Genomic DNA, 21125 nt, shown 5'->3' with positions numbered 1-21125 from the left:
TATTGAAGTGGTTAATCAAATTTTCTTTTCGTGAACCATTTGTCATTTAAAGAAAGTCCTATTGACAGTCTTAAAAAGTTCTCCTGAATTAATCCCGAATCCTTGGTTCCTCTTTGTCCAAGCTCGATTCCGAGGTTAATGTTAGAGAAGTTCGATCCAACTGGCAAACCTAATCCAAAAGACATGCCAAACTCATTTATCGATTCTTCATTTACTATTAGACCGGTCTGATCATATCTGAATCCAGCCCTGTAAACAACTCTCTCAAAGTAACTTGAGAATGAATTATATTGTGGAATATAAAATCCTCCAATAGATAATTGTGAAGCATCTTCATATTCCCCATTATCCCCTCTAAAACTAAAACTATCTTCATAAGAAGAAGATCCTACACTGGCATATTCTGCCCCAACAAACCACTTATTCAGCTCTCCAAGACCTGCTCCTATGCTAAGTTTTGAAGGAAACTCAAACTGGGTATCGCTGAGATCCAGTTCTCTAAAATCTATCACACGCCCGCCACCATTAGAAAAATCAACGGTAGAAATAGCCCTGGAATTCTCAGAATCCAGGTCCATTGCCGGCGCATATGTAGAAGAAACATGCAATCTCAACTTCTCAGAAAGGTCCTTCTGGTAATTAGCTCCAAAGGTAAAGGTAAATCCTTTAATATCAGACCTATTTACATCTGTAGTCCCATATTGCAAGTCTTCACGATTTATACTTTGAGAATTCTGAAAATTCCCGAAGTTATAATCGGCATCCACACCAATACTTAAATCCTTGGTCACAGCCCATCCGGCAGAAAGGAAAACCCTGTTCATACCTCCTCTACCATTTAGTAAACTAGCAGAACCTTCTTCCATATCAAGGATGCGGTAACCTACAGAGGTATAAGGCAAAACACCCAAACCTATTCCTACCTTATCGCTAACCGGAAAAGCTAACGAAAGATAATCTAGCGAAGTGATCTTAGCGTTATCACTGGCGCTTTCGGTTTCCAATTTGATCCTATCATGACTGGCTCCTACCGCATAATTTGTAAGTTTTAACCTTCCGTAAGCAGCAGGATTCTGCATATTTATATGGATGCTATCTGCAAAGATACTTAATCCTCCCATAGATCTATTCTCTACGGTACCCTTAAAATTAGTTAAACCAATGCCGTAATATGAATAAGGCGAAGAAACGTTTTCCTGTGCTTCGGCTATAAAACCTGAAAATAAAGCTACGATTACTATAAATCGTTTTATCATTGAGTATTGTTAAATTCTAGAATGAAATTAAGTCCTTCTAACAAAAAATTTGAGTTGGCAAATATGCTATTTTTTAATGGTATAGACAAAATTTGACTATCCCCACCTGTAAAAATTACTGTTAAATCTTCAAATTGAGCGCTGTAGGATTCTACTGTTCCTTTTAATTCCATTTTAATTCCATTAATAATTCCGGATAAGATGCTGGTTTGAGTAGTATTACCTATTAATTCGGCTTCCGGCTTCGGAATAACTAACGGCAAATTCGCTGTAAACTTGTGCAGACTTTTAAATCTCATGTTCAAACCAGGAGAAATCGCCCCACCTAAGTAAATTTCTTCTGCGGTTTTAATGTCGTAAGTTATACAGGTACCGGCATCGATGATCAAAGCGTTTTTACCGGGAAAGGAATTTACCGCCGCAGCGACTAAAGCGATCCTGTCTTTTCCTAAAGTTTCAGGCGAAGCGTATCGATTTTCAAAAGGGACCGGGGTAGAATTATTCAATTCCAGCACAGGAAATGCTTTTTTGACCTCAGAAATCATTTCATTTTCCCCGGAAGTAACACTTGAAATGATGGATTTGTTGATTTGAGGATACTTTTTTAGAATCTTTTGAAATTCTTCTGAAAAATTTTCTTTCTGGAAATTCTGCTTTTCCAGCAAGCTATTGTTTTGAAAAACAGCAGTCTTTACTGAAGTATTTCCGGCATCGATGACTAAATTCATTCAGATTTTCTTAGAAAAGCTAAAATACAAAAGCATTTTTTTAAAATTTCCTTTGTGAGTTCCTAAAAATGAAATTATATTTGCCACCGCTTAACAAAGCAACTGGTGCCTTAGCTCAGTTGGTAGAGCAAAGGACTGAAAATCCTTGTGTCCCTGGTTCGATTCCTGGAGGCACCACCTTAGAACCCCGAACTTTTTTAGTTCGGGGTTTTTTAATTTTATAGCAATGCACTTCCTCTACATTCTCTATTCCCAAAAATTAAATAGGTATTACACAGGAGAAACACCTGATCCAGATATTCGGCTGAACCTCCATAATAAGCATCATTTTAAAAATGCCTTTACGAATGCAGCTGACGACTGGAGCATAAAATTGAAATTTCAAACAGATTCAAAGGAAAATGCTGTCTTTCTGGAAATTTTTATAAAACGAATGAAAAGCAAAAAGTTTATTGAAAAGGTCATAAACGATCCCTCAATTTTAAATCAAGTATTAGAAAAAAGAGCCTGAACTGGTTCCCCCGAGGCTTCGGGGCTGGAGGCACCACCTTAGAACCCCGAACTTTTTTAGTTCGGGGTTTTTTAATTTTATAGTTATGCACTTCCTATACATTCTCTATTCTGAAAGGCTAGATAAGTATTATACAGGAGAAACACCGGATGCCGATATTCGTCTGGATCTCCATAATAAGCATCATTTTAAAAATGCCTTTACGAATGCAGCTGATGACTGGACCATCAAATTGACATTCAATACAGATTCAAAGGAAAATGCTTTGTATCTGGAGAGTTTTATAAAACGAATGAAAAGCAAGACGTTTATTGAAAAGGTAATAAACAACCCCTCCATTTTAAATCAAATATTAGAAAAAAGAGCCTGAACCTGGTTCCCCCGATGCTTCGGGGCTGGAGGCACCACCTTAGAACCCCGAACTTTTTTAGTTCGGGGTTTTTTAATACCTCGATTTAAAAATCTAACCGATGATCAAGGTAAATAAGACAATCCTCGTTTTGTTTTCCACATAAAGTATTTTTCGAAGAGCACTTTAGAAAAATCGTAAAGTACGTTTGGGATCATCACCGCAAATTTTCTGGGTTTAAAGAGTGTATCAGATAATATGATGACTTCTTTTTTGCCCGCATCCATAACGCAGATCCCGGGAATTTTACCCCACGCCTTTTCTTTTAGTTTCGTATTACCTCTGGACAACCTGATAATATTCTCGGCCACGATCTTTCCTGTCTCATCTGACGGATAACCGGTTTTAGGACCAGAGAACGGAATCTTACCGGGTTTGAAGGGCAATTTCACATCTACCGCGATTCCCGCCGCCCAGATGTTGGGGTGATCCACGTGCCTGTAACCATTAGTTACCGGAATGTATCCTGCCTCGGTAGCATGAAGAGCAGGAGAATTAGTTACAAAATCAACTCCCACAAATGGAGGCATCAGCATGGTGAACTTGCTAGGCAGAATTTCACCGGTAGTCAGTTCTACCCTGTCTTTAAATACTTCCTTCACTCCCACTTCTGTTCTGTAATGAATATGGAACATCTTCATAAAAGATTTCAACATGGTTTCCCCTCCTGTTATTCCATCAATTCCAAAGTGGCCTAAAAAGGTTTCGGGAGTGATCCAGTACAAATCCACTTTTTCACGGATCTTCTGTTCACGAAGCCATTTTTCAACATTAAACAAGAATTCATAGGCCGCACCCATACAACCAGCATTCTGAGTTGCCCCAATCACTACAGGACCTGGATCTTTTTTGAATTTCTCCAGAGCTTTTCGTGTTTCCATGGCTCCTTTAGGAGTACCTATATAATGGGCATATTCCTTAATCCCAGGCGCAACATCATATTTCACCTTTGGTCCGGTAGCGATCACCAGTTGATCATAATTTACTTCGCCTTTACTGGTAACCACGAGATTTTCTGCAGGGACTACCTTAATTGCTTCAGCATTTATGAACTCGACTCCTTTCTTTCTCAAAAGTTCATCCTTGCGGAACGAAATATCCTTGATCTCTCTTCTTCCAAATGGAACCCATATCAGGGACGGAATAAAAAGGAAGGCAGTAGATTTGTCTATTACAACAACTTCCTGCTCTTTTTTTCCTTTTCTCTTTAATTCCAATGCGGCTGTTAAACCTGCGAAATTCCCTCCAATTACTACAGTTTTCATGGCTTCGAATTTTATACTATGAATTTACGCCACGAAGAGAATTTGCACAGTAACCATGGTTACATAGCAGGATAAAAATTTAGATGTAAAAATTTATTAATTTGAAATTGACCAAAAAGAAATTTGCTCGTCTATTGAAGATATAACGAGATGGTCAACGGGGGATGAAGGTAAGTATTCAATAGTCTATTGTTATATTAGACATTCAGCAAGATCACATTTACGATCGCTCCTATAATAGCAACAAAAATCATCGCCAAAGCCAAAGTAACTAGGATCTTTCCCCAAATACTAAGACCTCTTAAGGTGTTATTGTAATTGTGAATAAAATCAGTAAAAATTTCCATAATCTTCCGCTTTAATATTAATACTCAATTCACTTAAATATAAGGAGTTACAGGCGTTTTTAAAAAACAATTCGTTGAACTAACGATATAATAGGTGTAGGACATCGCATAAACCCCTAAACACTAAAGAATTCATAAAAAATTCTGAAAAAAGCGCACTTTGGTATTAAATATCAGACAATTAGGACTTAACAGATAATCATGATTTCTATCATATTACACACAGAATTTATAAGCTACTTTAAAGGTCGCTTAAGATTTTTTCGATCTCGGCCACCTATAATTCAGCGTTATGAAAAAGTCTAATATTGATGTTTACCTGCTCCTGCCCATCAAAAATTTCATAGAAAAGCAGACCTCGGTAGGTATAAGCCTTATTATTTCCACTTTGCTGGCATTAGGCATGGCAAATTCCCCTTTAGCAGATCATTATCACGAATTCTGGGAGCAGCAAATCTATATTGGTATAAATGAATTTGTGATCAACAAAAGTCTGTTACACTGGATAAATGACGGACTCATGTCTATGTTCTTCTTTCTGGTTGGTCTTGAACTTAAAAAAGAGATCATGTATGGCGAACTTTCCAGTCCCAGGGAAGCCATTTTACCGGTGGCTGCAGCTATAGGAGGAATGCTCTTTCCCGCGCTTATTTATACATTTTTCAATTTTGGGACAGAATCTATTTCAGGCTGGGGTATTCCCATGGCCACCGATATCGCTTTTGCCCTGGGCATCCTTTATCTCCTGGGTGATAAAGTACCTGTTTCGCTCAAAATTTTTCTTACAGCAATTGCCATTGCAGATGACATGGGTGCCGTACTGGTCATCGCATTCTTTTATACGGAACAGATATCCATGCAAAGCCTGGGAATAGGTTTATTTTTTCTTCTGATTCTTATCCTGGCAAATTACATAGACATAAGGAACATGCTTTTTTATGCGGTAATGGGTATTGGCGGACTTTGGCTAGCTACCATGCTTTCTGGAATTCACGCTACCATTGCCGCAGTGCTGGCCGCTTTTGCCATCCCGAATAATAAGAAGATCAACACCCCTTTATTTTTGAGGAAGGCAAAATTGTTGTCTTACCAGATCAAAAATCAGTTCAGGAAAACAGATCGGTCTCCGGAAAAGAACCAGGAGGAGGTCTCCAACATTATTGAAAAATACACCTTGCTTACCCAGGACGCTACACCGCCACTTCAAAGGATCGAACACAACCTGCAGCCTTTTGTAAGCTTCGTTGTCCTGCCCCTCTTCGCATTTGCCAATGCGGGAGTCAGTTTTACTTCAGACTCCCTATCCTATTTCCTAAAACCGATTAGCCTTGGGATCGTTTTGGGATTGATCCTCGGAAAATTCATCGGTATCGTATTTTTCACCAGGCTTATGGTATTCTTTAAGGTCTCAAAATTACCCGGAGAGGTAGCATGGAAACATATTTACGGAGTCGGGATATTGGGGTCTATAGGCTTTACCATGTCCCTCTTCATTACAGAGTTAGCCTTTGATTCAGAAACCTATCTTAACCAGGCTAAAGCAGGCGTTTTCCTCGCTTCCTTGCTAGGTGGAATCATAGGTTATTTTTATTTGAGAATTATTCAAATTAAATAATTACATCCTGATAATCCTGTTGCCACCTCTTCGACCCTTGGATTCGGCACCTCCAAAACTGCTGAATTTATAGGTGAAGCTTAACATTCCATAACGGCGCAAGATGAGATTATTCACATCCTGAATATAATCATCACCCACTAATCTTCGGGTATCAACATTCTGGTCTAAAAGATCATAAATCTTGAATTTCAAGGTCGCCTTCTCTTTTAAAAACTGGTAACCGAGGCTCATATTCCATAATAAGGAGGTGTTATCGAAACCTGGAGCTACATTACCATATTCATTGTAAGAGATATCATTTCCAAAAACCACATTTTTTGGCCAATAAGTAGTCGCTTCAAGGGAAAGACTATGATTCACATAACTCTGATCTCTTCCACTATTGATATCATATTTTATATCATTATAGGTCAAGCCATATCCGGGATTGATCTCAAACAATTCATCAATAGCGTAGGTTAGTTGAAAACCTGGACTTAAGGTCCATTGATCTGAATTATACTCCACAGCGTTTATAAAACCAACATTGTGATTATAACCAGCATTCATTCTAAGCCTCATACGAAGCTCGCGCTCATCCTTTTTAAAGCTTTTGCTATAAGAACCACCAAGGTTTCCATTGATGACCCCGTCTACATTGGTATACGTGGTTCGCCTTACAAAATTATCATCAACACTGCTGGTCGCGGCAATTTGGTTATCGGTAAAATTGAAATACAGGTAGGTAAAGAATCCGCTTCGGGTTGCGAAATCAAAATTCCTGAAATTAAGACTCAGTCTCTGGTTAAAGGTTGGCTCCAGGGAAGGATTTCCCACGATGATATTTAGCGGATTGGTTCGGTCTATTACCGGCTGTAGTTGCCTTACCGATGGCACATCTGCACTGGTGCTATAACCCACACTCACACTTTTAGATCTTTCAAGAGAATAACGTACATCAGCATCAACAAAAATATTATTGAAGGTATTATCAAAGGATATCGCTTCAATATAATTATCGGTTTTAAGGGTAGTGCTTAACAGCCCGATTTCAGTATTTACACGCCATTTTTCTCCTTCATAATTTATACCGGCATTTGGAGTGTGTTTATAATTATTAACCTTAAAATCGTTGCTCAGCAATTCATTAAAACTGGAATATTCGCCATCAACCGCATCGAAAACATTCCTGGTATTCCTCGAACTGGAAGTAGAAAATCTATAATTGAGATCAAAGAATAATTTATCTGCGAGAACACTTCTCTTAGAAAATCCAACTCCAAAAGAATTCTCCTTCTCGTCCTGATCTATGTATTGATCCTGGATCTCATTTTGCTCACCTCCATCGGCGATGAAAATACTTTCAGAAAAGTAAAAATTATCATTCTCCTGCCTTCTATGGGAATGGTCCAGATCAATTTGCAGATAGGAACCTTCAGCTCCAAATCTCTTGATAAAATCTATTCTGTTGCTAAAGTCGGCACTGGATAGATCTTCCATTTCGTTAGTAAAAGAAGCATTCCGAAGATCCTTATTCTCGTCCAGGGTCTCTTCTTCCCGGTCACGAACCGAAAATCCAATATTGGCATTGATCCTTGGGCTCACAGATAACTTTGTAAGTGTATCAAATTCTACCTCGTAACGAAGGTTTGCTCGGTGACTATCATTCACCAGGTTACTGGAGCTTTCAGAATTCACGAAATAACGTGAATCTGGTAATATATTTTCCCGTTCCACCCTGGTCCTGGTTTCGGTATCGTTCTTTCCATAGAAATAATCGGCACTCAACTCCATATCGTTATCCCATTCGTTCACGAAATTAAACCCAGCGGTTTCAGATTTGGTGATGCCACCGCTACTCCCAAATCCATTCCCATTGATACTGAAAGATCCATTGCTGTTAAATCTTACACTACGGGCATTCCCGCCCATCATATCAAAAACCTCATCAAAACTAAACCCAGAGCTGTTGATGTTATTAGAACTGGCCAAAACGCTTACCCGCAGATCATCTTTAAAATAATTCCCGATACCACTAAGTTCATAACGGTCATCTGTACCTCCACCGGCAGTTACCCTGGAGAAATATCCCTTATTCTTATCTTCCTTAAGTTCAATATTGATGGTCTTATTATCAGGATCTCCCGCTTTGCCGGTAAATTCTTCGCTTTTGGTTTTGGTATCGGTTACCTGCACCTTATCTATGATCTCCTTCGGAAGGTTTTTAGTAGCGATCTTTGGATCATCGCCAAAGAACTCCTTTCCGTTCACCAGGATCCTTGAAACTGGCTTTCCGTTTACGGTGATATTACCATCTGAGTCTACCTCAACACCTGGAAGTTTTTTCATAAGGTCCTCAAGGTTTGCATCCTGCCTGGTGTTGAAGGAACCAGCATTGAATTCCAGTGTATCTTTCTTGATGGTAATAGGAGCCCGGGTTGCCGTTAGCGTGATTTCATCCAGGGAATTATCTGCTATTTTTAACCTGATATCCTCCAGAGTCATGTTTTTCTCAACGGTCAAAACCTGTTGATGCGGAGCATAACCATTATAGCTAATAATAAGGTTCAATTTCGGTGATTTGGTAACTCCTTGCAGCAGGAAGCTGCCATCTTTTTCAGAAATGGTATAGCTTACCAAACTACTATCTGTAGGCTTTTCGGTATATATAGTGGCAGATTCAAGGGGATTCGAAGAGTCGTCAACAACCTTCCCGGTAATTTGAAATTCCTGTGAGAAAGTTAAACCAGAGATAAGCATCCCCAGCAGGCTTAGGTAAAAACGCATTAAGTAGTCATGTTAGATTAAAAAAAGGCAGCCAATAATTCACCGTGCAAATTATTGGCTGCCTTTATGACTATAAATCTAGTTAAAGGTTTAAGCTTCCTTTATTTTTTTCTGAAGAAAATAGAAATTGGCACTCCTTCAAAATCGAATTCCTGCCTCAACTTGTTCTCTAAGAATCTCTTATAAGGATCTCTCACATATTGCGGAAGATTACAGAAAAAAGCAAATTGTGGATGCGGGGTAGGTAACTGCATACAGAATTTGATCTTCACATACTTCCCTTTATAAGCTGGCGGCGGATTTTTCTCGATAATAGGAAGCATGATATCATTAAACTCACGAGTTTTGATCTTCTTGCTTCTATTCTCAAAGACCTTAACAGCCGTCTCAATTGCCTTAAAAACCCTTTGCTTGGTTAATACAGAAATAAATACGATCGGCACATCGGTGAAAGGCTCGATCTCACGACGAATCATCGCCTCGTATTCCTTCATGGTATTGGTCTCCTTATCTACAAGGTCCCATTTATTCACCAGGATCACGATCCCTTTATGGTTTCTCTGGGCAAGCCAGAAAATATTCTGAACCTGACCATCAAATCCACGGGTTGCATCCAGAACCACCAAACAAACATCACAGTTCTCGATAGCCCTAACAGAACGCATCACCGAATAGAACTCAAGGTTTTCCTTCACCTTGGATTTTCTCCTAATCCCGGCAGTATCTACAAGGTTAAATTCAAAACCGAAACGGTTATACCTGGTATCTATAGAATCCCTGGTTGTTCCCGCGATATCGGTTACGATATATCTATCCTCCCCGATAAGGGCATTTATGAATGAAGATTTCCCGGCGTTTGGTCTCCCAACCACGGCAAATCTTGGTAATTCAGATTCTTCCTCTTCTTCGATCTCTGGCAAGGCTTCAATAAGCGCATCCAGAAGATCTCCCGTTCCACTACCATTGGTACTGGCGATTGGGAAATATTCACCTAAACCAAGGGCATAGAATTCTACCGCATTAGCAAGGCGTTTATTATTGTCAACCTTATTCACTGCAAGCAAAACAGGCTTATTCACTTTTCTAAGCAAATTGGCAACCTCTTCATCCATTGAAGTTACTCCGTCTTCAACATCTACCATAAAAATGATGGCATCTGCTTCATCAATAGCAAGTTCTACTTGCTTGTCGATTTCAGCTTCAAATACATCATCACTCCCCTTTACATATCCACCGGTATCTATCAATGAAAATTTCTTTCCATTCCAGTCAGACTTCCCATAATGCCTGTCACGAGTTACCCCGCTCACAGAATCAATAATGGCTTCACGACGCTGTATAAGTCGGTTGAAAAAAGTTGATTTACCTACGTTAGGCCTACCCACAATGGCGACAATATTGCCCATAACTATATATTAATTTCAGGCAGCAAAAATAGTGGTTTTTAACCAATTAGCTTTACTCCTGTATTATGCTGAAAAGTTTATTTTTTATCGTTGTATCCGAATCTACGGAGCTGTTTTGAATCGCTACGCCAGTTTTTGTTCACTTTTACGTACAATTCAAGATGAACCTGTTTTCCGAAGAATTTCTCCAGGTCCTTTCTGGCTTCCACTCCTACTCTTTTTAGAGCTGAACCTTTATGGCCAATTATGATACCTTTCTGAGTTTCACGTTCCACCATGATCACACTTCGCATCCTGATGATCTCATCTTCTTCAAAAAACTCACTGGTCTCGATCTCTACACTGTAAGGGATCTCCTTTTTATAATGAATAAGGATCTTTTCCCGAATGATCTCATTTACAAAGAATCTTTCCGGTTTATCTGTAAGCGTATCTTTTGGATAGAACGCCGGCGATTCTGGCAACAATTCTATGATCCGGTTGAAAACTTCAGAAACATTAAAGCCTTCTAAAGCCGATATTGGATGAATTTCTGCGGTAGGAACTTTTTCTGACCAGTATTTTACCTGCTCTTCCAGTTGCTCCTGGTTAGATTTATCGATCTTGTTCAGTAATAAAAGAACTGGCACTTCAGAATGAGCGATCTTATTAAAAAATGCCTCATCTTTTAATCCCTGCTCTCCAATTTCCACGATATAGATAAGAACATCTGCGTCTTCAAAAGCAGATTTCACGAAATCCATCATAGAAGCCTGTAACTCATATGCAGGCTTGATGATTCCCGGGGTATCACTTAAGATCACCTGGAAATCTTCCCCGTTCACGATCCCAAGGATACGGTGACGGGTAGTTTGTGCTTTTGAAGTGATAATAGAAAGTCTCTCACCCACAAAAGCGTTCATCAAAGTTGATTTTCCCACGTTGGGATTACCAATAATATTTACAAATCCGGCCTTATGCGCCATAATGATAATTTTTGCAAAGGTATTTCATTTGGATTCTGTTACCTAATCTTTATTGAATTTCTAACAATTGAGGCTCAGCCACTTCCAAAACTGAACTTTTTATCGGCATTATTGCCAAATAACAAATTATAAGTAGCTGAAAATCATAATTTAATAAATTTTTCAATCTATATTCCAATCGGGTTGCGCTTCTATTTTTAATAACTATTTTTGCCGCTTCTTAAAATCAAGCTGAAAAAGACTGATTATGAAAAAAGTTTTGAACTTATTCGACTTTAAACAAGAGGTAAATTACAAAACGGAAGTGCTTGCCGGGTTAACCGTGGCGATGACCATGATCCCTGAATCACTATCGTTCGCTATTTTAGCAGGCTTCCCTCCTCTAATGGGATTATATGCTTCGTTTATCATGGGTCTCATAACGGCAATCTTCGGAGGAAGACCTGGGATGATCTCCGGTGGTGCCGGGGCAACCGTAATTGTATTAATTGCCTTGATGAAGTCTAATGGTTTAGAATATGTACTTGCCGCGGTTGCCCTGGCCGGTGTAATTCAGATCGTAATTGGCGTCTTCAGGCTTGGAAAATTTATACGGCTGGTACCTCATCCCGTTATGTTTGGGTTCGTGAACGGGTTGGCTATCATAATCTTTATGTCGCAGTTAGATCAGTTTAAAACTGTGGTAAACGGTGATATTGTATGGCTTTCCGGAACTTCACTATACATCATGGCAGGCCTGGTCGCATTAACTATAGCGATTGTTGTGTTATTGCCTAAACTAACCAAAGCAGTACCTTCTTCTCTGGTTGCAATTATCGTAGTATTTATACTGGTATACTTCCTGGGAATAGACACTAAAACAGTAGAAGACATCGCGTCTGTAAGTGGAGGATTTCCACCTTTTCATATTCCAAATATCCCTTTAACCTGGGAAACTTTAGAAACCATTGCACCATATTCAATGATCATGGCTGCTGTTGGATTAACCGAGGGCTTGCTTACTTTAAACCTGGTAGATGAAATCACCGAAACCAAAGGCAATGGGAACCGCGAATGCGTTGCTCAGGGAGGTGCGAATGTACTTAACGGATTCTTCTTCGGAATGGGCGGTTGCCCGATGATCGCTCAAACCCTGGTAAACTTATCTGCTGGCTCCAGAGCCCGATTGTCTGGAATAATTGCAGCTTTTACCATTCTAGCAATCGTACTTTTTGGTGCACCAATCATAGAACAGGTACCAATGGCTGCGCTTGTAGGAGTGATGATCATGGTGGCAATTGGAACTTTTGAGTGGGCTAGCTTAAAGATCTTTAATAAAGTTCCTAAGAAGGATATTTTCCTGGTAATTATAGTTGCGTTAATAACCGTCATCCTGCATAATTTAGCCTTAGCAGTTCTGGTTGGAGTGATCCTTTCGGCATTATTCTTTGCCTGGGAAAGCGCCAAGAGAATTAGAGCACGAAAGTCTATTGATGAGAATGGCGTGAAGCACTATGAAATATATGGCCCCCTATTCTTTGCCTCTACCACTAACTTCCTGGAAAAATTTGATGTAATAAACGATCCTGAAGAGATCATCATCGATTTTAAGGATAGCCGTGTAGCCGATATGTCTGCCATTGAAGCTCTTAATAATGTAACTCAACGTTACAGCAAGGTTGGTAAAAAAGTGCATTTAAGACATTTAAGCAATGACTGCAGACGATTACTACAGAATGCAGACGCCCTAATCGAGGTGAATATCCTGGAAGATCCAACCTATAAAGTTGCGACCGATAAGATCTAGAGACTGTTATTATTGATCTCTATCCAGTATCCATCAGGGTCCTGCAGGTAGATTTGTTTAACACCATCCGGGCGGGTATTCGTAGTATTGGCCTCGCCCGGCCAGTTCTCAAAGGGGATACTGTTAGTTTCAAGGAAAGCCATGAGTTCACCGAGCTTCGCAGTGCTTAAACTCATATGAGCTCCTTTAATGGTTTCAGGAATATCTTCGCTTTCTATTAAGTGAATCTGAACTTTATCACCAAGGCGAAACCACCTGATATAATCGGGAAGGCCATTAATTGGGATCTCTTCAAGACCTAATACCTCCTTATAGAATTTTACGGAAGCATCCATATCCTTTACCAGGATAGCGTCGTGATCTTTCCTGAATTCGAAAGGATTGGTTTGTGCTTTAGCAGCAGTAAAGCCGAAAATTAGAAAAACAGCGAAATAACGTAGTTTCATAACAGGTATATTATACCCGTTTAAATTAGCTCTTTTTTCTGAAGTCCAGACAATTACTCTGCATTTATCGCGGTAAACTCCTTGATGGCCGAATTAGGTTCCATGATATTATAACCGTCCCAGAATTCAGGGTCGTATTTTTTCAAGGTCTGGTATTCGAAATCCTCCTTAGATTTCTTAACGGAAACAGAAGTTGAACTTTCTTCGGAATCTTCAAAAACGATAAGCTGATATTTATCCCGCTGACTAACTTTTATAAGAATATCCATGTCCAGCTCATTCTGTTTTCTCTTTCCAACCACATTTTTATTCTTTTCGATCAATTTTAATGGCCTGTCGATCCCAATACTTTCCCCTTCTTCCCTTTCCATGTATTTGGGGATATATTTACCTGAAGCATTTTTAGAAAAGATCATCTTCCCCTGGTAGACATCATCTATACTGCTAATTCCAAATAATCGCAATTTTTTAAGCGGTTTTACATTTTCATAATCCAGCCGGTGGATTCCGTAATCTTCTGTATCCACATAGATCTGTCCCTTAAAATCTGCGCTCCCTTTAGGTTCAAAATTTATCACATACACCAGGTTATTATCCAGGTAAGTATATCCCTTTATGGAATATTCATATTTCCTTAGTTTGTCAAAAAGATCGAAGCTGCCATCCTCGTTCCAGAAGCTGTAATTCAGCAAAGAATTAAGATGAGTATTTGTTGTTCCTAGCACAGAGGTTTTTTGCCTTGCTTCAGTTTCAGCGATTTCCTTTGCGGTAGGTTCTTTTTTAGGGTCATCATTTTCCATATCGAATTCATCAACATCAACTTTAACCCCCAGCAGGCCAGATTTGATCTTGAAATAAGAATCGGGTTTTACGTTCTCCTTAAAAAGATTGTCCAGTTTTTCCAGCAGTTTATCCAGGGAAGCGGTGCTTTGGGGATTATAAAGATTCGCTCCTTTTATCAGATCTATTTCCTGGGAAGAATAATTTCCTGAAAAGTCCCCAAGCGACTCCTTGTATGAGTTTACGATTTTCGGGATACTAGCAGAAAGGCTGTCCATGAGCTCCTGATCTATCTCTTCAATACTGCTTTCCTTGACCTTTAGATCAAACCTATTTACCTTATTCAGATTAGACTCTCTAAAAAAGAATCGTTTCTGAATAGTGCCAATATCATAATTCTCTGCCACTCTCTCCTTAGCTTTCTCCAGGATCTCCCTTCCAGTGAGTTTTTTGTCGCTCAAAAAAACATCGTCAAGCTGAATCACTTGTGTTTTGAGATAAATCACATTGTCCCTGACCTCTGAAGGTTTTACTTTTTTCAGTTCATAGCCAACAGAAGATATCTCCAACTCCTCAATTTGAGAGACCGGCCTGTTTATCGTAAATGACCCTTCATCGTTCGTAATTACACCGCGGTTTTTCGCAAACTGTACCGTAGCAAAAGGAATAGGTTGTCGCGTTTGTTCGTCCATAACTTTCCCTGAAAATTCCTGGGAAAAACCTGAAGTGGATACTAGAAAAAAGAAGAAGCAAAATATGAATGCGTTTTTCATTTCGATGGTTTTAAATTAGAACGACCTAACAGCCAAATTGTTACAAAAATGAGATTTCCAGGACTATTTTTCATCTTCCGGATTACCCGAAAAACTTCAAAAATTGTTTTAAACATTACTTAAAATGCATAGCAGGCACATTTAATATTCCTAACTTTCAATGACCAAAAAAATCACCCGAGTATGAGTGCCTTAAATGAAGATGAATTTGAAAATATTCTATCTATTCAGAATAAATGTACAAGACTTAATCTGAATGAGAATATTTACGGAACCTTCGCAGAAATAGGTGCGGGACAGGAAACGGTGCGGCATTTCTTCAGGGCTGGCAATCCCAAGGGTACCATAGCAAAAACACTTAGTGCTTACGACAAGGATTTTAGCGATGCCATCTACGGTCTGGATCCACAGAACAGGTATGTGACCGTGGAACGTTTGAAAAGAATGATAGACTATGAGGCTGAACTTATAGAGCAGCGACTCTCCAGGAAAAAATATCCCGATAAATTATTCTTTAGTTACGCCAATACCGTTGCTACCATAGATTGGGCTAAAAAATACAAGGGTCACGGCTGGCTGGGAATTAAATTTCAGCGGGAACCAAAACAGGCATATAGCGAGATCATCCTGCATGTACAGTTTCATGAAAACAACGCTTCCCAGCAACAAATAAGCCTGGGAATCATGGGGGTTAATTTGATCTATGCCGCTTTTTACCAAAGTGACGATCCTAAGGAACTAATCAAAAAATTATACGATCATTTAAGCAAGGATAAGATCGAAATAGATTCTATCAATTTTAAGGGACCGGTATTTAAAAACGTTGACAATCGTTTAATGAGTCTTGAGCTCGTGAAAAATGGAATTACCGAAGCAGTAATGTTTTCTCCTGAAGGTAACAACATATTACCAGCCAACGTTCTTTATAAAAAACATATACTTACTTTAAGAGGTAGCTTTAGACCGGTTACCAATCTTAACCTGAATATGTTCCTGAGTGCTCGAAATCTCTTCCTTAACCAGGAAAATGTAGATCCAGACAAGACCGTCATCATCTTTGAAATGACCTTAAACAACTTGAAGTCTGAAGGAGATAATGAAATTAATGAAAAGGACTTTCTGGACAGGGCAGATCTTTTATGCGCTTCCGGGCAAACGGTAATGATCTCTAATTTCCAGGAATATTACAAAGTGGTTGAATACTTCGCTCAACATACCAAAAAAGAACTGGGTCTGGTAATGGGGGTAGACAACCTGATAGACATCTTCAATGAAAGATATTACCGCCATTTAAGTGGTGGGATTCTGGAAGCCTTTGGTAAATTATTCTTTAAAAGTCTGAAGGTTTATCTCTACCCGATAAAAGATGAAAAGACCGGTGAGATCATCACCAGCAAAACTTTAAAAGTACATCCAAGGGTGAAGGAACTTTACAAGTTCTTTGTAGACAACGGAAAGGTTATCGACATTGAAGATTATGACGAAAAATCTTTAGATATCCATCCAAGACAGGTCTACGAAATGATCCTCGAGGGTAATCATGAATGGGAGAAAATGGTTCCGGGTCTTACCGCTAAAATGATCAAGGAGAAGAATATGTTCTCAAAAGAGAAGGCTTCTCACAGCTAATAATATCAGGTAGAAAACTCTGTTTTCATTCCCCGATCATACATCACTATACTTCCCGCAACAGATACATTCAGGCTTAACTTAGATCTGAATTTCACCAGGTAATGAGCTTTTTCTATCGCGGCATTAGACAAGCCATGATCTTCAGCACCCAATAGATACACACAACGTCTTGGATGTTTAAATTCTTCAAGCGGCTGGGCATCATCTGTTAACTCTACCCCAACCAGCATGGCTCCTTTAGGCAGGTGTGCATAAAAATCTTCAAAGGTCTTATAATGAAAATAAGGCATTGCTCCCACAGCCTTATGAGTATCGCAAGCCTGTTTGGAATACCGGTTCCCAATGGTGAATATAAAACTGGCTCCCATATTCTGCGCCGACCTCCATAGCACTCCCAGGTTCTCGGGCGTTTTTCCATTCTGAATACCTATGCCAAAAAATCCCTGTTTCAGATTATCTGTTTCCATGTGGCAAAAATAATATTCTTAAAGATTCATCCCTAAAATACCTGCTTACAAGTATTTCAAATATTATTTACAGAGAAGAAATTCGATAGCTATTTTTCTGAATTTCAAATATTTAAAGTAAGTTTATTTTCAATCAACCAATTCATTTTTCACATGTTACACGCTAAATTTAAAATTACAGCATGGGATAGTTCTGTGTTAAGATTAAGCCTGACCTTATCCCTTGTTTTCCTGGTTGCCTGTAATCATAAAGATTACAAGGCAGTGCCAGAACAAAAGAAAATGACCTTGAATGACAGTATCAAAAGAGGTGAATACCTGGTAGAAACTATAGGTTGTCGCGACTGCCATTCTCCAAAAACTTTCAGTGAAAGAGGTCCGGAAGAGATCCCGGAACTCGCTTTGAGCGGTTATCATGCCGGTGATAGTCTTCCTCCTATCAATTCAGAAGCACTTAAATCTGGATGGATGTTATTTAATGACGATTTTACTGCGGGGGTAGGTCCCTGGGGAGTTTCCTTTGCAGCCAATATAACTTCAGACGACACAGGGATTGGGAACTGGAGTGTAGAACGTTTTAAAACTGCCATGAGAGAAGGCAAATTAAAAGGAGAAAAGGGAGGCCGAATGATGCTACCACCTATGCCCTGGCAGAATTTCAGAAAATTATCTGATGAGGACCTGGAAGCTATGTTCAAATACCTGCAAAGTACCACGCCGGTAGAAAATGCGGTGCCGGCACCCATTCCACCTAATAAACTCGATAGTTTAAAAACTGCTTAAAAAAACGAATCCCGCAAAAGCGGGATTTATTTTTATTTCACTGTAAAGGTTTTGAGGAAGCCTTTATTCTGTGGATCTGGAATTTCGGCAATAAGTGCATAATTCCCTGGTCTGAGTTCTGCAGTAAAATAACCGGTTCCTCCCTGAGCCATTTCCTGCATACCTCCCAGGAATCTGAAACCTTCTGGCGCCGGGGTCTGCAATCCTTTAGGATCTGCCCAGTTCATCCAGCTGTTAAGTTTTGAAATATCTGCTCCTTCATCTATCCAAACCAAATGCACATCATGCATCACAAAATTCTCATGAACTTTTTGCTCTCCAAAATTAACCTTGAAGATCTTTTCTCCGGGTGTAACTCTTTCATCGAAGGCGATACCTTCGTTCGCTGCGATATTGATGGTATAATCTGCTGTTATCCCAACATCTGAGCTATCAGCCTGGGTAACCTTAATTTCCTTGGCCATTCCCTGGGTGTTGTGAAAAACGCCATTAGCCATTTTCACATAGCACTCGATGATATAGGTTCCGGGTTCAAGGTAAAATGTTGACTGCGCCGTACTTTTTGGAGATATTAATCCTACTCCGCCGGTAAATTCAACTTGCTGGAACCACTCTGGTAATTTCCCAAAAGCGACATTTGCTTTTTCAAATTCACCCGCGTTGATCATATCCATCCCTTCCTGAAACGGAGGACCAACTTCCTTCTCGGCATCTTCAAGTCCCTTGCCTTCAGGATATTTATCGAAAAGGATAAAGTGGGTCTCGTTAGAATTGTTACGGTACTTCACCGTTTTCCATCCAGATTTCCATTCATCCTTGGTCTTGAACTCCATAGCATTAGTCACTATGGTGATCACATCTGAGCTTTTTTCCTTTGTTTGTTCAGTGCTCTCTGAAACCTCATCTTTCTCCTCTGCATCTTTTTTCTCCTTATCCTGGCAAGCAAGGATCATGGAGCTAAAAAGTAACAGAAAAAACAGACGGGTAAACGTTGAAATAAATTTCTTGGTTTTCATATCTATAAAATTTGATTGGTAGGTTCTAAAATTAGCAGGGAGTACTCTAAATTCTTAATTTTTAATGAGAACACCAAGAATTAAAATATAACATTGAAGATATAACCTCTTAAAACTTAATTAATTGTCAAAAATTTAAACAAGTTTCAAAATACAGGCGTATTTAGATTTCAGTTTATTAAATTTAAGATTCTGGTTAATCAAGAATTACATAAAACAAGACATATATGCTGGAAAAGAGCAGAATCGTTATTGAGAATATAAAACCTGTGGTGAATTGTGGCGATTATGCCATTAAAAGAGTGGTAAATGAGATCGTAAATGTAGAGGCCGATATTTTTGGCGATGGCCATGATATTATACAGGCATCAGTTTTTTACAAACACAGCAAACAAAAAAGCTGGAATGAATCACGAATGCATCCTACGGTTAATGATAGCTGGAGCGGACATTTTAGCGTTGAGAAACAGGGAGATTACGAATATTACATCCAAGGCTGGGAAGATCATGGGTTGAACTGGCGGCATGGTATTATAAAAAAGATCGAAGACGGTCAACATGTAAATTCTGAATTACTGGAAGGAGCAGAATTACTGAAACCTATCCTTAAAAAATGCTCGAAAACTGAAGCCGAACTGGTAAAGCGTGCTATCACATCCTTTCAGGACAGTGAAAAATATGAAGAAGCCGTATCTATCTGCGTGAATAAAGAACTGGAAGATATTTTTCTGAAATATCCTCACAAGGCGGTTCCTTATGAATCTCAAAAATTTCCGGTATATGTAGACAGGGAAAAAGCAAGATTCAGCACCTGGTATGAGTTCTTTCCACGCTCTTCATCTCCTGAAGAGAACAAACATGGTACTTTTAAAGATTGCGAAAATATACTTCCGCGTATTGCTGAAATGGGATTCGATGTTCTTTACTTCCCGCCGGTGCATCCTATTGGGGAAGTGAATAGAAAAGGAAAGAACAACGCGACAGATGCCGCACCCGGAGATGTAGGATCTCCCTGGGGTATTGGTTCAGAAAAAGGCGGACATAAAGATCTGCACCCGGAACTGGGAAATTTAGAAGATTTCAAATCTCTGGTGAACAGGGCTAAAGACCTGGACATAGAGATAGCCATGGATTTCGCGCTACAGGCGGCGCCAGATCATCCTTATGTAAAGCAGCATCCTAAATGGTTCAAATGGCGGCCCGATGGCAGTATTCAGTATGCCGAGAATCCGCCGAAGAAATACCAGGATATACTTCCCATTTATTTTGAATCTGAGGAATGGAAAAAGATGTGGAATGAATTTCGGGATATCGTTTTCTACTGGATAGAAGAAGTTGGGATCAATATCTTCAGGGTAGACAATCCGCATACAAAACCCTTTTATTTCTGGGGCTGGTTAATTGCTGAAGTAAAAAAGAAACATCCAGATACGCTGTTCCTTTCGGAAGCCTTTACCAAGCCAAAGATCATGGAACAACTGGCCAAACAGGGCTTCACCCAGTCTTATACCTATTTCACCTGGAGGAACTCTAAGCATGAACTTACCCAATATGTAAATGAACTAACCAAAACAGACCTTAAAGAATATTTTAGGCCTAACTTCTGGCCTAATACTCCAGATATTAATCCATTTCATCTGCAGGGAGCAAATGAGTCGATGTATATGATCAGATATTTCCTTGCCGCGACCTTAAGCTCCAATACCGGGATCTATGGTCCCGTTTTCGAATTCATGATCTCAGACGCGGTTCCGGGTAAGGAAGAGTATTATGATTCAGAAAAATACCAGGTAAGACACTGGGACTGGAAGGCTGAGAATAAACTCATGCGGGTGATCACGAGGATCAACCAGGCCAGGAAAACCAATCCTTCCCTGCAGCAAACCAATAATATACAATTCTGCGAGATCCATGATGACGGCATGATGGCCTATTACAAATATGACGAGGCCAGGGAAAACCATACTCTAATGGTGCTAAGCCTGGATCCATACAACTCCAAGCAAGCTTCGGTGAAAGTACCAAGACATGAACTGGGACTTGATTTTGGACAATCTATTACCTTAGAAGACCTTATAACGGGTAATTCTTACAACTGGGACCAGGAATGGTGCTATGTGGAATTACATCCGGGAATGCCATTTCACCTATTCAGAATTCACAAAAATTAA

18 protein-coding genes and 1 tRNA gene are annotated in these 21125 nt (G+C 39.5%); 8 read left to right on the top strand and 11 right to left on the bottom strand.

Features of this window, described 5'->3' with window-relative positions; translation table 11 throughout:
- Positions 1-11 precede the first annotated feature (11 nt).
- Positions 12-1256, bottom strand: a complete 1245-nt coding sequence (gene bamG / locus C8P64_RS15710; RefSeq protein WP_108173053.1) for a BamG family beta-barrel-assembly machinery protein — start codon at positions 1254-1256, stop codon at positions 12-14.
- On the bottom strand, positions 1253-1984 hold the full coding sequence (locus C8P64_RS15705) for a type III pantothenate kinase (protein ID WP_108173052.1): 732 nt from the start codon (positions 1982-1984) through the stop codon (positions 1253-1255). Before C8P64_RS15705 ends, bamG begins: the two co-directional genes overlap by 4 nt.
- A 104-nt stretch (positions 1985-2088) precedes the next feature.
- On the opposite strand from C8P64_RS15705, the gene C8P64_RS15700 reads away from it, so the two are divergent.
- From C8P64_RS15700 to C8P64_RS15690, 3 genes are all read left to right on the top strand, one after another.
- A tRNA-Phe gene (locus tag C8P64_RS15700) sits at positions 2089-2161 on the top strand.
- 49 nt (positions 2162-2210) lie between these two features.
- Positions 2211-2495, top strand: coding sequence for a GIY-YIG nuclease family protein (locus C8P64_RS15695; RefSeq protein WP_108173051.1), 285 nt, complete (start codon positions 2211-2213; stop codon positions 2493-2495).
- Between the two features lie 85 nt (positions 2496-2580).
- Entirely contained in the window at positions 2581-2865 is a 285-nt protein-coding gene (locus C8P64_RS15690; RefSeq protein ID WP_108173050.1) for a GIY-YIG nuclease family protein, read from the top strand.
- Between the two features lie 104 nt (positions 2866-2969).
- Here C8P64_RS15690 and C8P64_RS15685 read toward each other — a convergent pair whose 3' ends face one another.
- Entirely contained in the window at positions 2970-4169 is a 1200-nt protein-coding gene (locus tag C8P64_RS15685; RefSeq protein ID WP_108173049.1) for an NAD(P)/FAD-dependent oxidoreductase, read from the bottom strand.
- A 197-nt stretch (positions 4170-4366) separates the two neighbouring features.
- Positions 4367-4516 carry a hypothetical protein gene (locus C8P64_RS16565; RefSeq protein WP_170106676.1) on the bottom strand — a complete coding sequence of 50 codons (150 nt, stop codon included), beginning with the start codon at positions 4514-4516 and terminating at the stop codon, positions 4367-4369.
- Positions 4517-4808: 292 nt separating this feature from the next.
- On the opposite strand from C8P64_RS16565, the gene nhaA reads away from it, so the two are divergent.
- Positions 4809-6131: a Na+/H+ antiporter NhaA gene (gene nhaA / locus C8P64_RS15680; RefSeq protein ID WP_108173048.1), complete on the top strand. Its 1323-nt coding sequence runs from the start codon at positions 4809-4811 to the stop codon at positions 6129-6131.
- On the opposite strand, the gene C8P64_RS15675 is transcribed toward nhaA, so the two are convergent.
- The 3 genes from C8P64_RS15675 to era form a co-directional block, all read right to left on the bottom strand.
- Positions 6132-8900 carry an outer membrane beta-barrel protein gene (locus C8P64_RS15675; RefSeq protein ID WP_108173047.1) on the bottom strand — a complete coding sequence of 923 codons (2769 nt, stop codon included), beginning with the start codon at positions 8898-8900 and terminating at the stop codon, positions 6132-6134.
- Between the two features lie 101 nt (positions 8901-9001).
- A complete protein-coding gene (gene der / locus C8P64_RS15670; RefSeq protein ID WP_108173046.1) occupies positions 9002-10306 on the bottom strand; it encodes a ribosome biogenesis GTPase Der in 1305 nt (434 codons plus the stop codon).
- A gap of 77 nt (positions 10307-10383) precedes the next feature.
- Positions 10384-11271: a GTPase Era gene (era, locus tag C8P64_RS15665; RefSeq protein ID WP_108173045.1), complete on the bottom strand. Its 888-nt coding sequence runs from the start codon at positions 11269-11271 to the stop codon at positions 10384-10386.
- A gap of 247 nt (positions 11272-11518) precedes the next feature.
- Here era and C8P64_RS15660 point away from each other — a divergent pair, with 247 nt between their 5' ends.
- A complete protein-coding gene (locus C8P64_RS15660) occupies positions 11519-13057 on the top strand; it encodes a SulP family inorganic anion transporter (protein WP_108173044.1) in 1539 nt (512 codons plus the stop codon).
- Here the strand turns inward: C8P64_RS15660 and C8P64_RS15655 are convergent.
- Together C8P64_RS15655 and C8P64_RS15650 are read right to left on the bottom strand one after the other, a co-directional pair.
- Positions 13054-13503 carry a VOC family protein gene (locus tag C8P64_RS15655; RefSeq protein ID WP_108173043.1) on the bottom strand — a complete coding sequence of 150 codons (450 nt, stop codon included), beginning with the start codon at positions 13501-13503 and terminating at the stop codon, positions 13054-13056. The two genes, C8P64_RS15660 and C8P64_RS15655, sit on opposite strands and share 4 nt — an antisense overlap.
- A gap of 53 nt (positions 13504-13556) precedes the next feature.
- Positions 13557-15056, bottom strand: coding sequence for a carboxypeptidase-like regulatory domain-containing protein (locus C8P64_RS15650; protein WP_108173042.1), 1500 nt, complete (start codon positions 15054-15056; stop codon positions 13557-13559).
- A gap of 183 nt (positions 15057-15239) precedes the next feature.
- Here C8P64_RS15650 and C8P64_RS15645 point away from each other — a divergent pair, with 183 nt between their 5' ends.
- Positions 15240-16685: a nicotinate-nucleotide adenylyltransferase gene (locus C8P64_RS15645; protein ID WP_108173041.1), complete on the top strand. Its 1446-nt coding sequence runs from the start codon at positions 15240-15242 to the stop codon at positions 16683-16685.
- A 5-nt stretch (positions 16686-16690) separates the two neighbouring features.
- Here C8P64_RS15645 and C8P64_RS15640 read toward each other — a convergent pair whose 3' ends face one another.
- Entirely contained in the window at positions 16691-17155 is a 465-nt protein-coding gene (locus C8P64_RS15640) for an RNA methyltransferase (protein ID WP_108173040.1), read from the bottom strand.
- A gap of 153 nt (positions 17156-17308) precedes the next feature.
- On the opposite strand from C8P64_RS15640, the gene C8P64_RS15635 reads away from it, so the two are divergent.
- A complete protein-coding gene (locus C8P64_RS15635; protein WP_108173039.1) occupies positions 17309-17938 on the top strand; it encodes a c-type cytochrome in 630 nt (209 codons plus the stop codon).
- A gap of 32 nt (positions 17939-17970) precedes the next feature.
- Here C8P64_RS15635 and C8P64_RS15630 read toward each other — a convergent pair whose 3' ends face one another.
- Positions 17971-18954, bottom strand: a complete 984-nt coding sequence (locus C8P64_RS15630; RefSeq protein ID WP_108173038.1) for a hypothetical protein — start codon at positions 18952-18954, stop codon at positions 17971-17973.
- Positions 18955-19181: 227 nt separating this feature from the next.
- Here C8P64_RS15630 and C8P64_RS15625 point away from each other — a divergent pair, with 227 nt between their 5' ends.
- A complete protein-coding gene (locus C8P64_RS15625; RefSeq protein WP_108173037.1) occupies positions 19182-21125 on the top strand; it encodes an alpha-1,4-glucan--maltose-1-phosphate maltosyltransferase in 1944 nt (647 codons plus the stop codon).

The sequence above is a fragment of the Christiangramia gaetbulicola genome (assembly GCF_003054225.1).
In the GTDB taxonomy this organism is placed as follows: Bacteria; Bacteroidota; Bacteroidia; order Flavobacteriales; family Flavobacteriaceae; genus Christiangramia; species Christiangramia gaetbulicola.
The sequence above is the reverse complement of the archived record's forward strand: the minus strand, read 5'-3'. Positions and strand labels throughout refer to the sequence as shown.

Bases quoted from the DNA above. Each gene is read 5' to 3' on its own strand.
- C8P64_RS15660 (WP_108173044.1), top strand. From the start codon at position 11,519: ATGAAAAAAGTTTTGAACTTATTCGACTTTAAACAAGAGGTAAATTAC.
- C8P64_RS15640 (WP_108173040.1), bottom strand. From the start codon at position 17,155: ATGGAAACAGATAATCTGAAACAGGGATTTTTTGGCATAGGTATTCAG.
- C8P64_RS15645 (WP_108173041.1), top strand. From the start codon at position 15,240: ATGAGTGCCTTAAATGAAGATGAATTTGAAAATATTCTATCTATTCAG.
- der (WP_108173046.1), bottom strand. From the start codon at position 10,306: ATGGGCAATATTGTCGCCATTGTGGGTAGGCCTAACGTAGGTAAATCA.
- bamG (WP_108173053.1), bottom strand. From the start codon at position 1,256: ATGATAAAACGATTTATAGTAATCGTAGCTTTATTTTCAGGTTTTATA.
- C8P64_RS15635 (WP_108173039.1), top strand. From the start codon at position 17,309: ATGTTACACGCTAAATTTAAAATTACAGCATGGGATAGTTCTGTGTTA.
- C8P64_RS15625 (WP_108173037.1), top strand. From the start codon at position 19,182: ATGCTGGAAAAGAGCAGAATCGTTATTGAGAATATAAAACCTGTGGTG.
- C8P64_RS15690 (WP_108173050.1), top strand. From the start codon at position 2,581: ATGCACTTCCTATACATTCTCTATTCTGAAAGGCTAGATAAGTATTAT.
- C8P64_RS16565 (WP_170106676.1), bottom strand. From the start codon at position 4,516: ATGGAAATTTTTACTGATTTTATTCACAATTACAATAACACCTTAAGA.
- nhaA (WP_108173048.1), top strand. From the start codon at position 4,809: ATGAAAAAGTCTAATATTGATGTTTACCTGCTCCTGCCCATCAAAAAT.
- era (WP_108173045.1), bottom strand. From the start codon at position 11,271: ATGGCGCATAAGGCCGGATTTGTAAATATTATTGGTAATCCCAACGTG.
- C8P64_RS15630 (WP_108173038.1), bottom strand. From the start codon at position 18,954: ATGAAAACCAAGAAATTTATTTCAACGTTTACCCGTCTGTTTTTTCTG.
- C8P64_RS15695 (WP_108173051.1), top strand. From the start codon at position 2,211: ATGCACTTCCTCTACATTCTCTATTCCCAAAAATTAAATAGGTATTAC.
- C8P64_RS15650 (WP_108173042.1), bottom strand. From the start codon at position 15,056: ATGAAAAACGCATTCATATTTTGCTTCTTCTTTTTTCTAGTATCCACT.
- C8P64_RS15675 (WP_108173047.1), bottom strand. From the start codon at position 8,900: ATGCGTTTTTACCTAAGCCTGCTGGGGATGCTTATCTCTGGTTTAACT.
- C8P64_RS15705 (WP_108173052.1), bottom strand. From the start codon at position 1,984: ATGAATTTAGTCATCGATGCCGGAAATACTTCAGTAAAGACTGCTGTT.
- C8P64_RS15655 (WP_108173043.1), bottom strand. From the start codon at position 13,503: ATGAAACTACGTTATTTCGCTGTTTTTCTAATTTTCGGCTTTACTGCT.
- C8P64_RS15685 (WP_108173049.1), bottom strand. From the start codon at position 4,169: ATGAAAACTGTAGTAATTGGAGGGAATTTCGCAGGTTTAACAGCCGCA.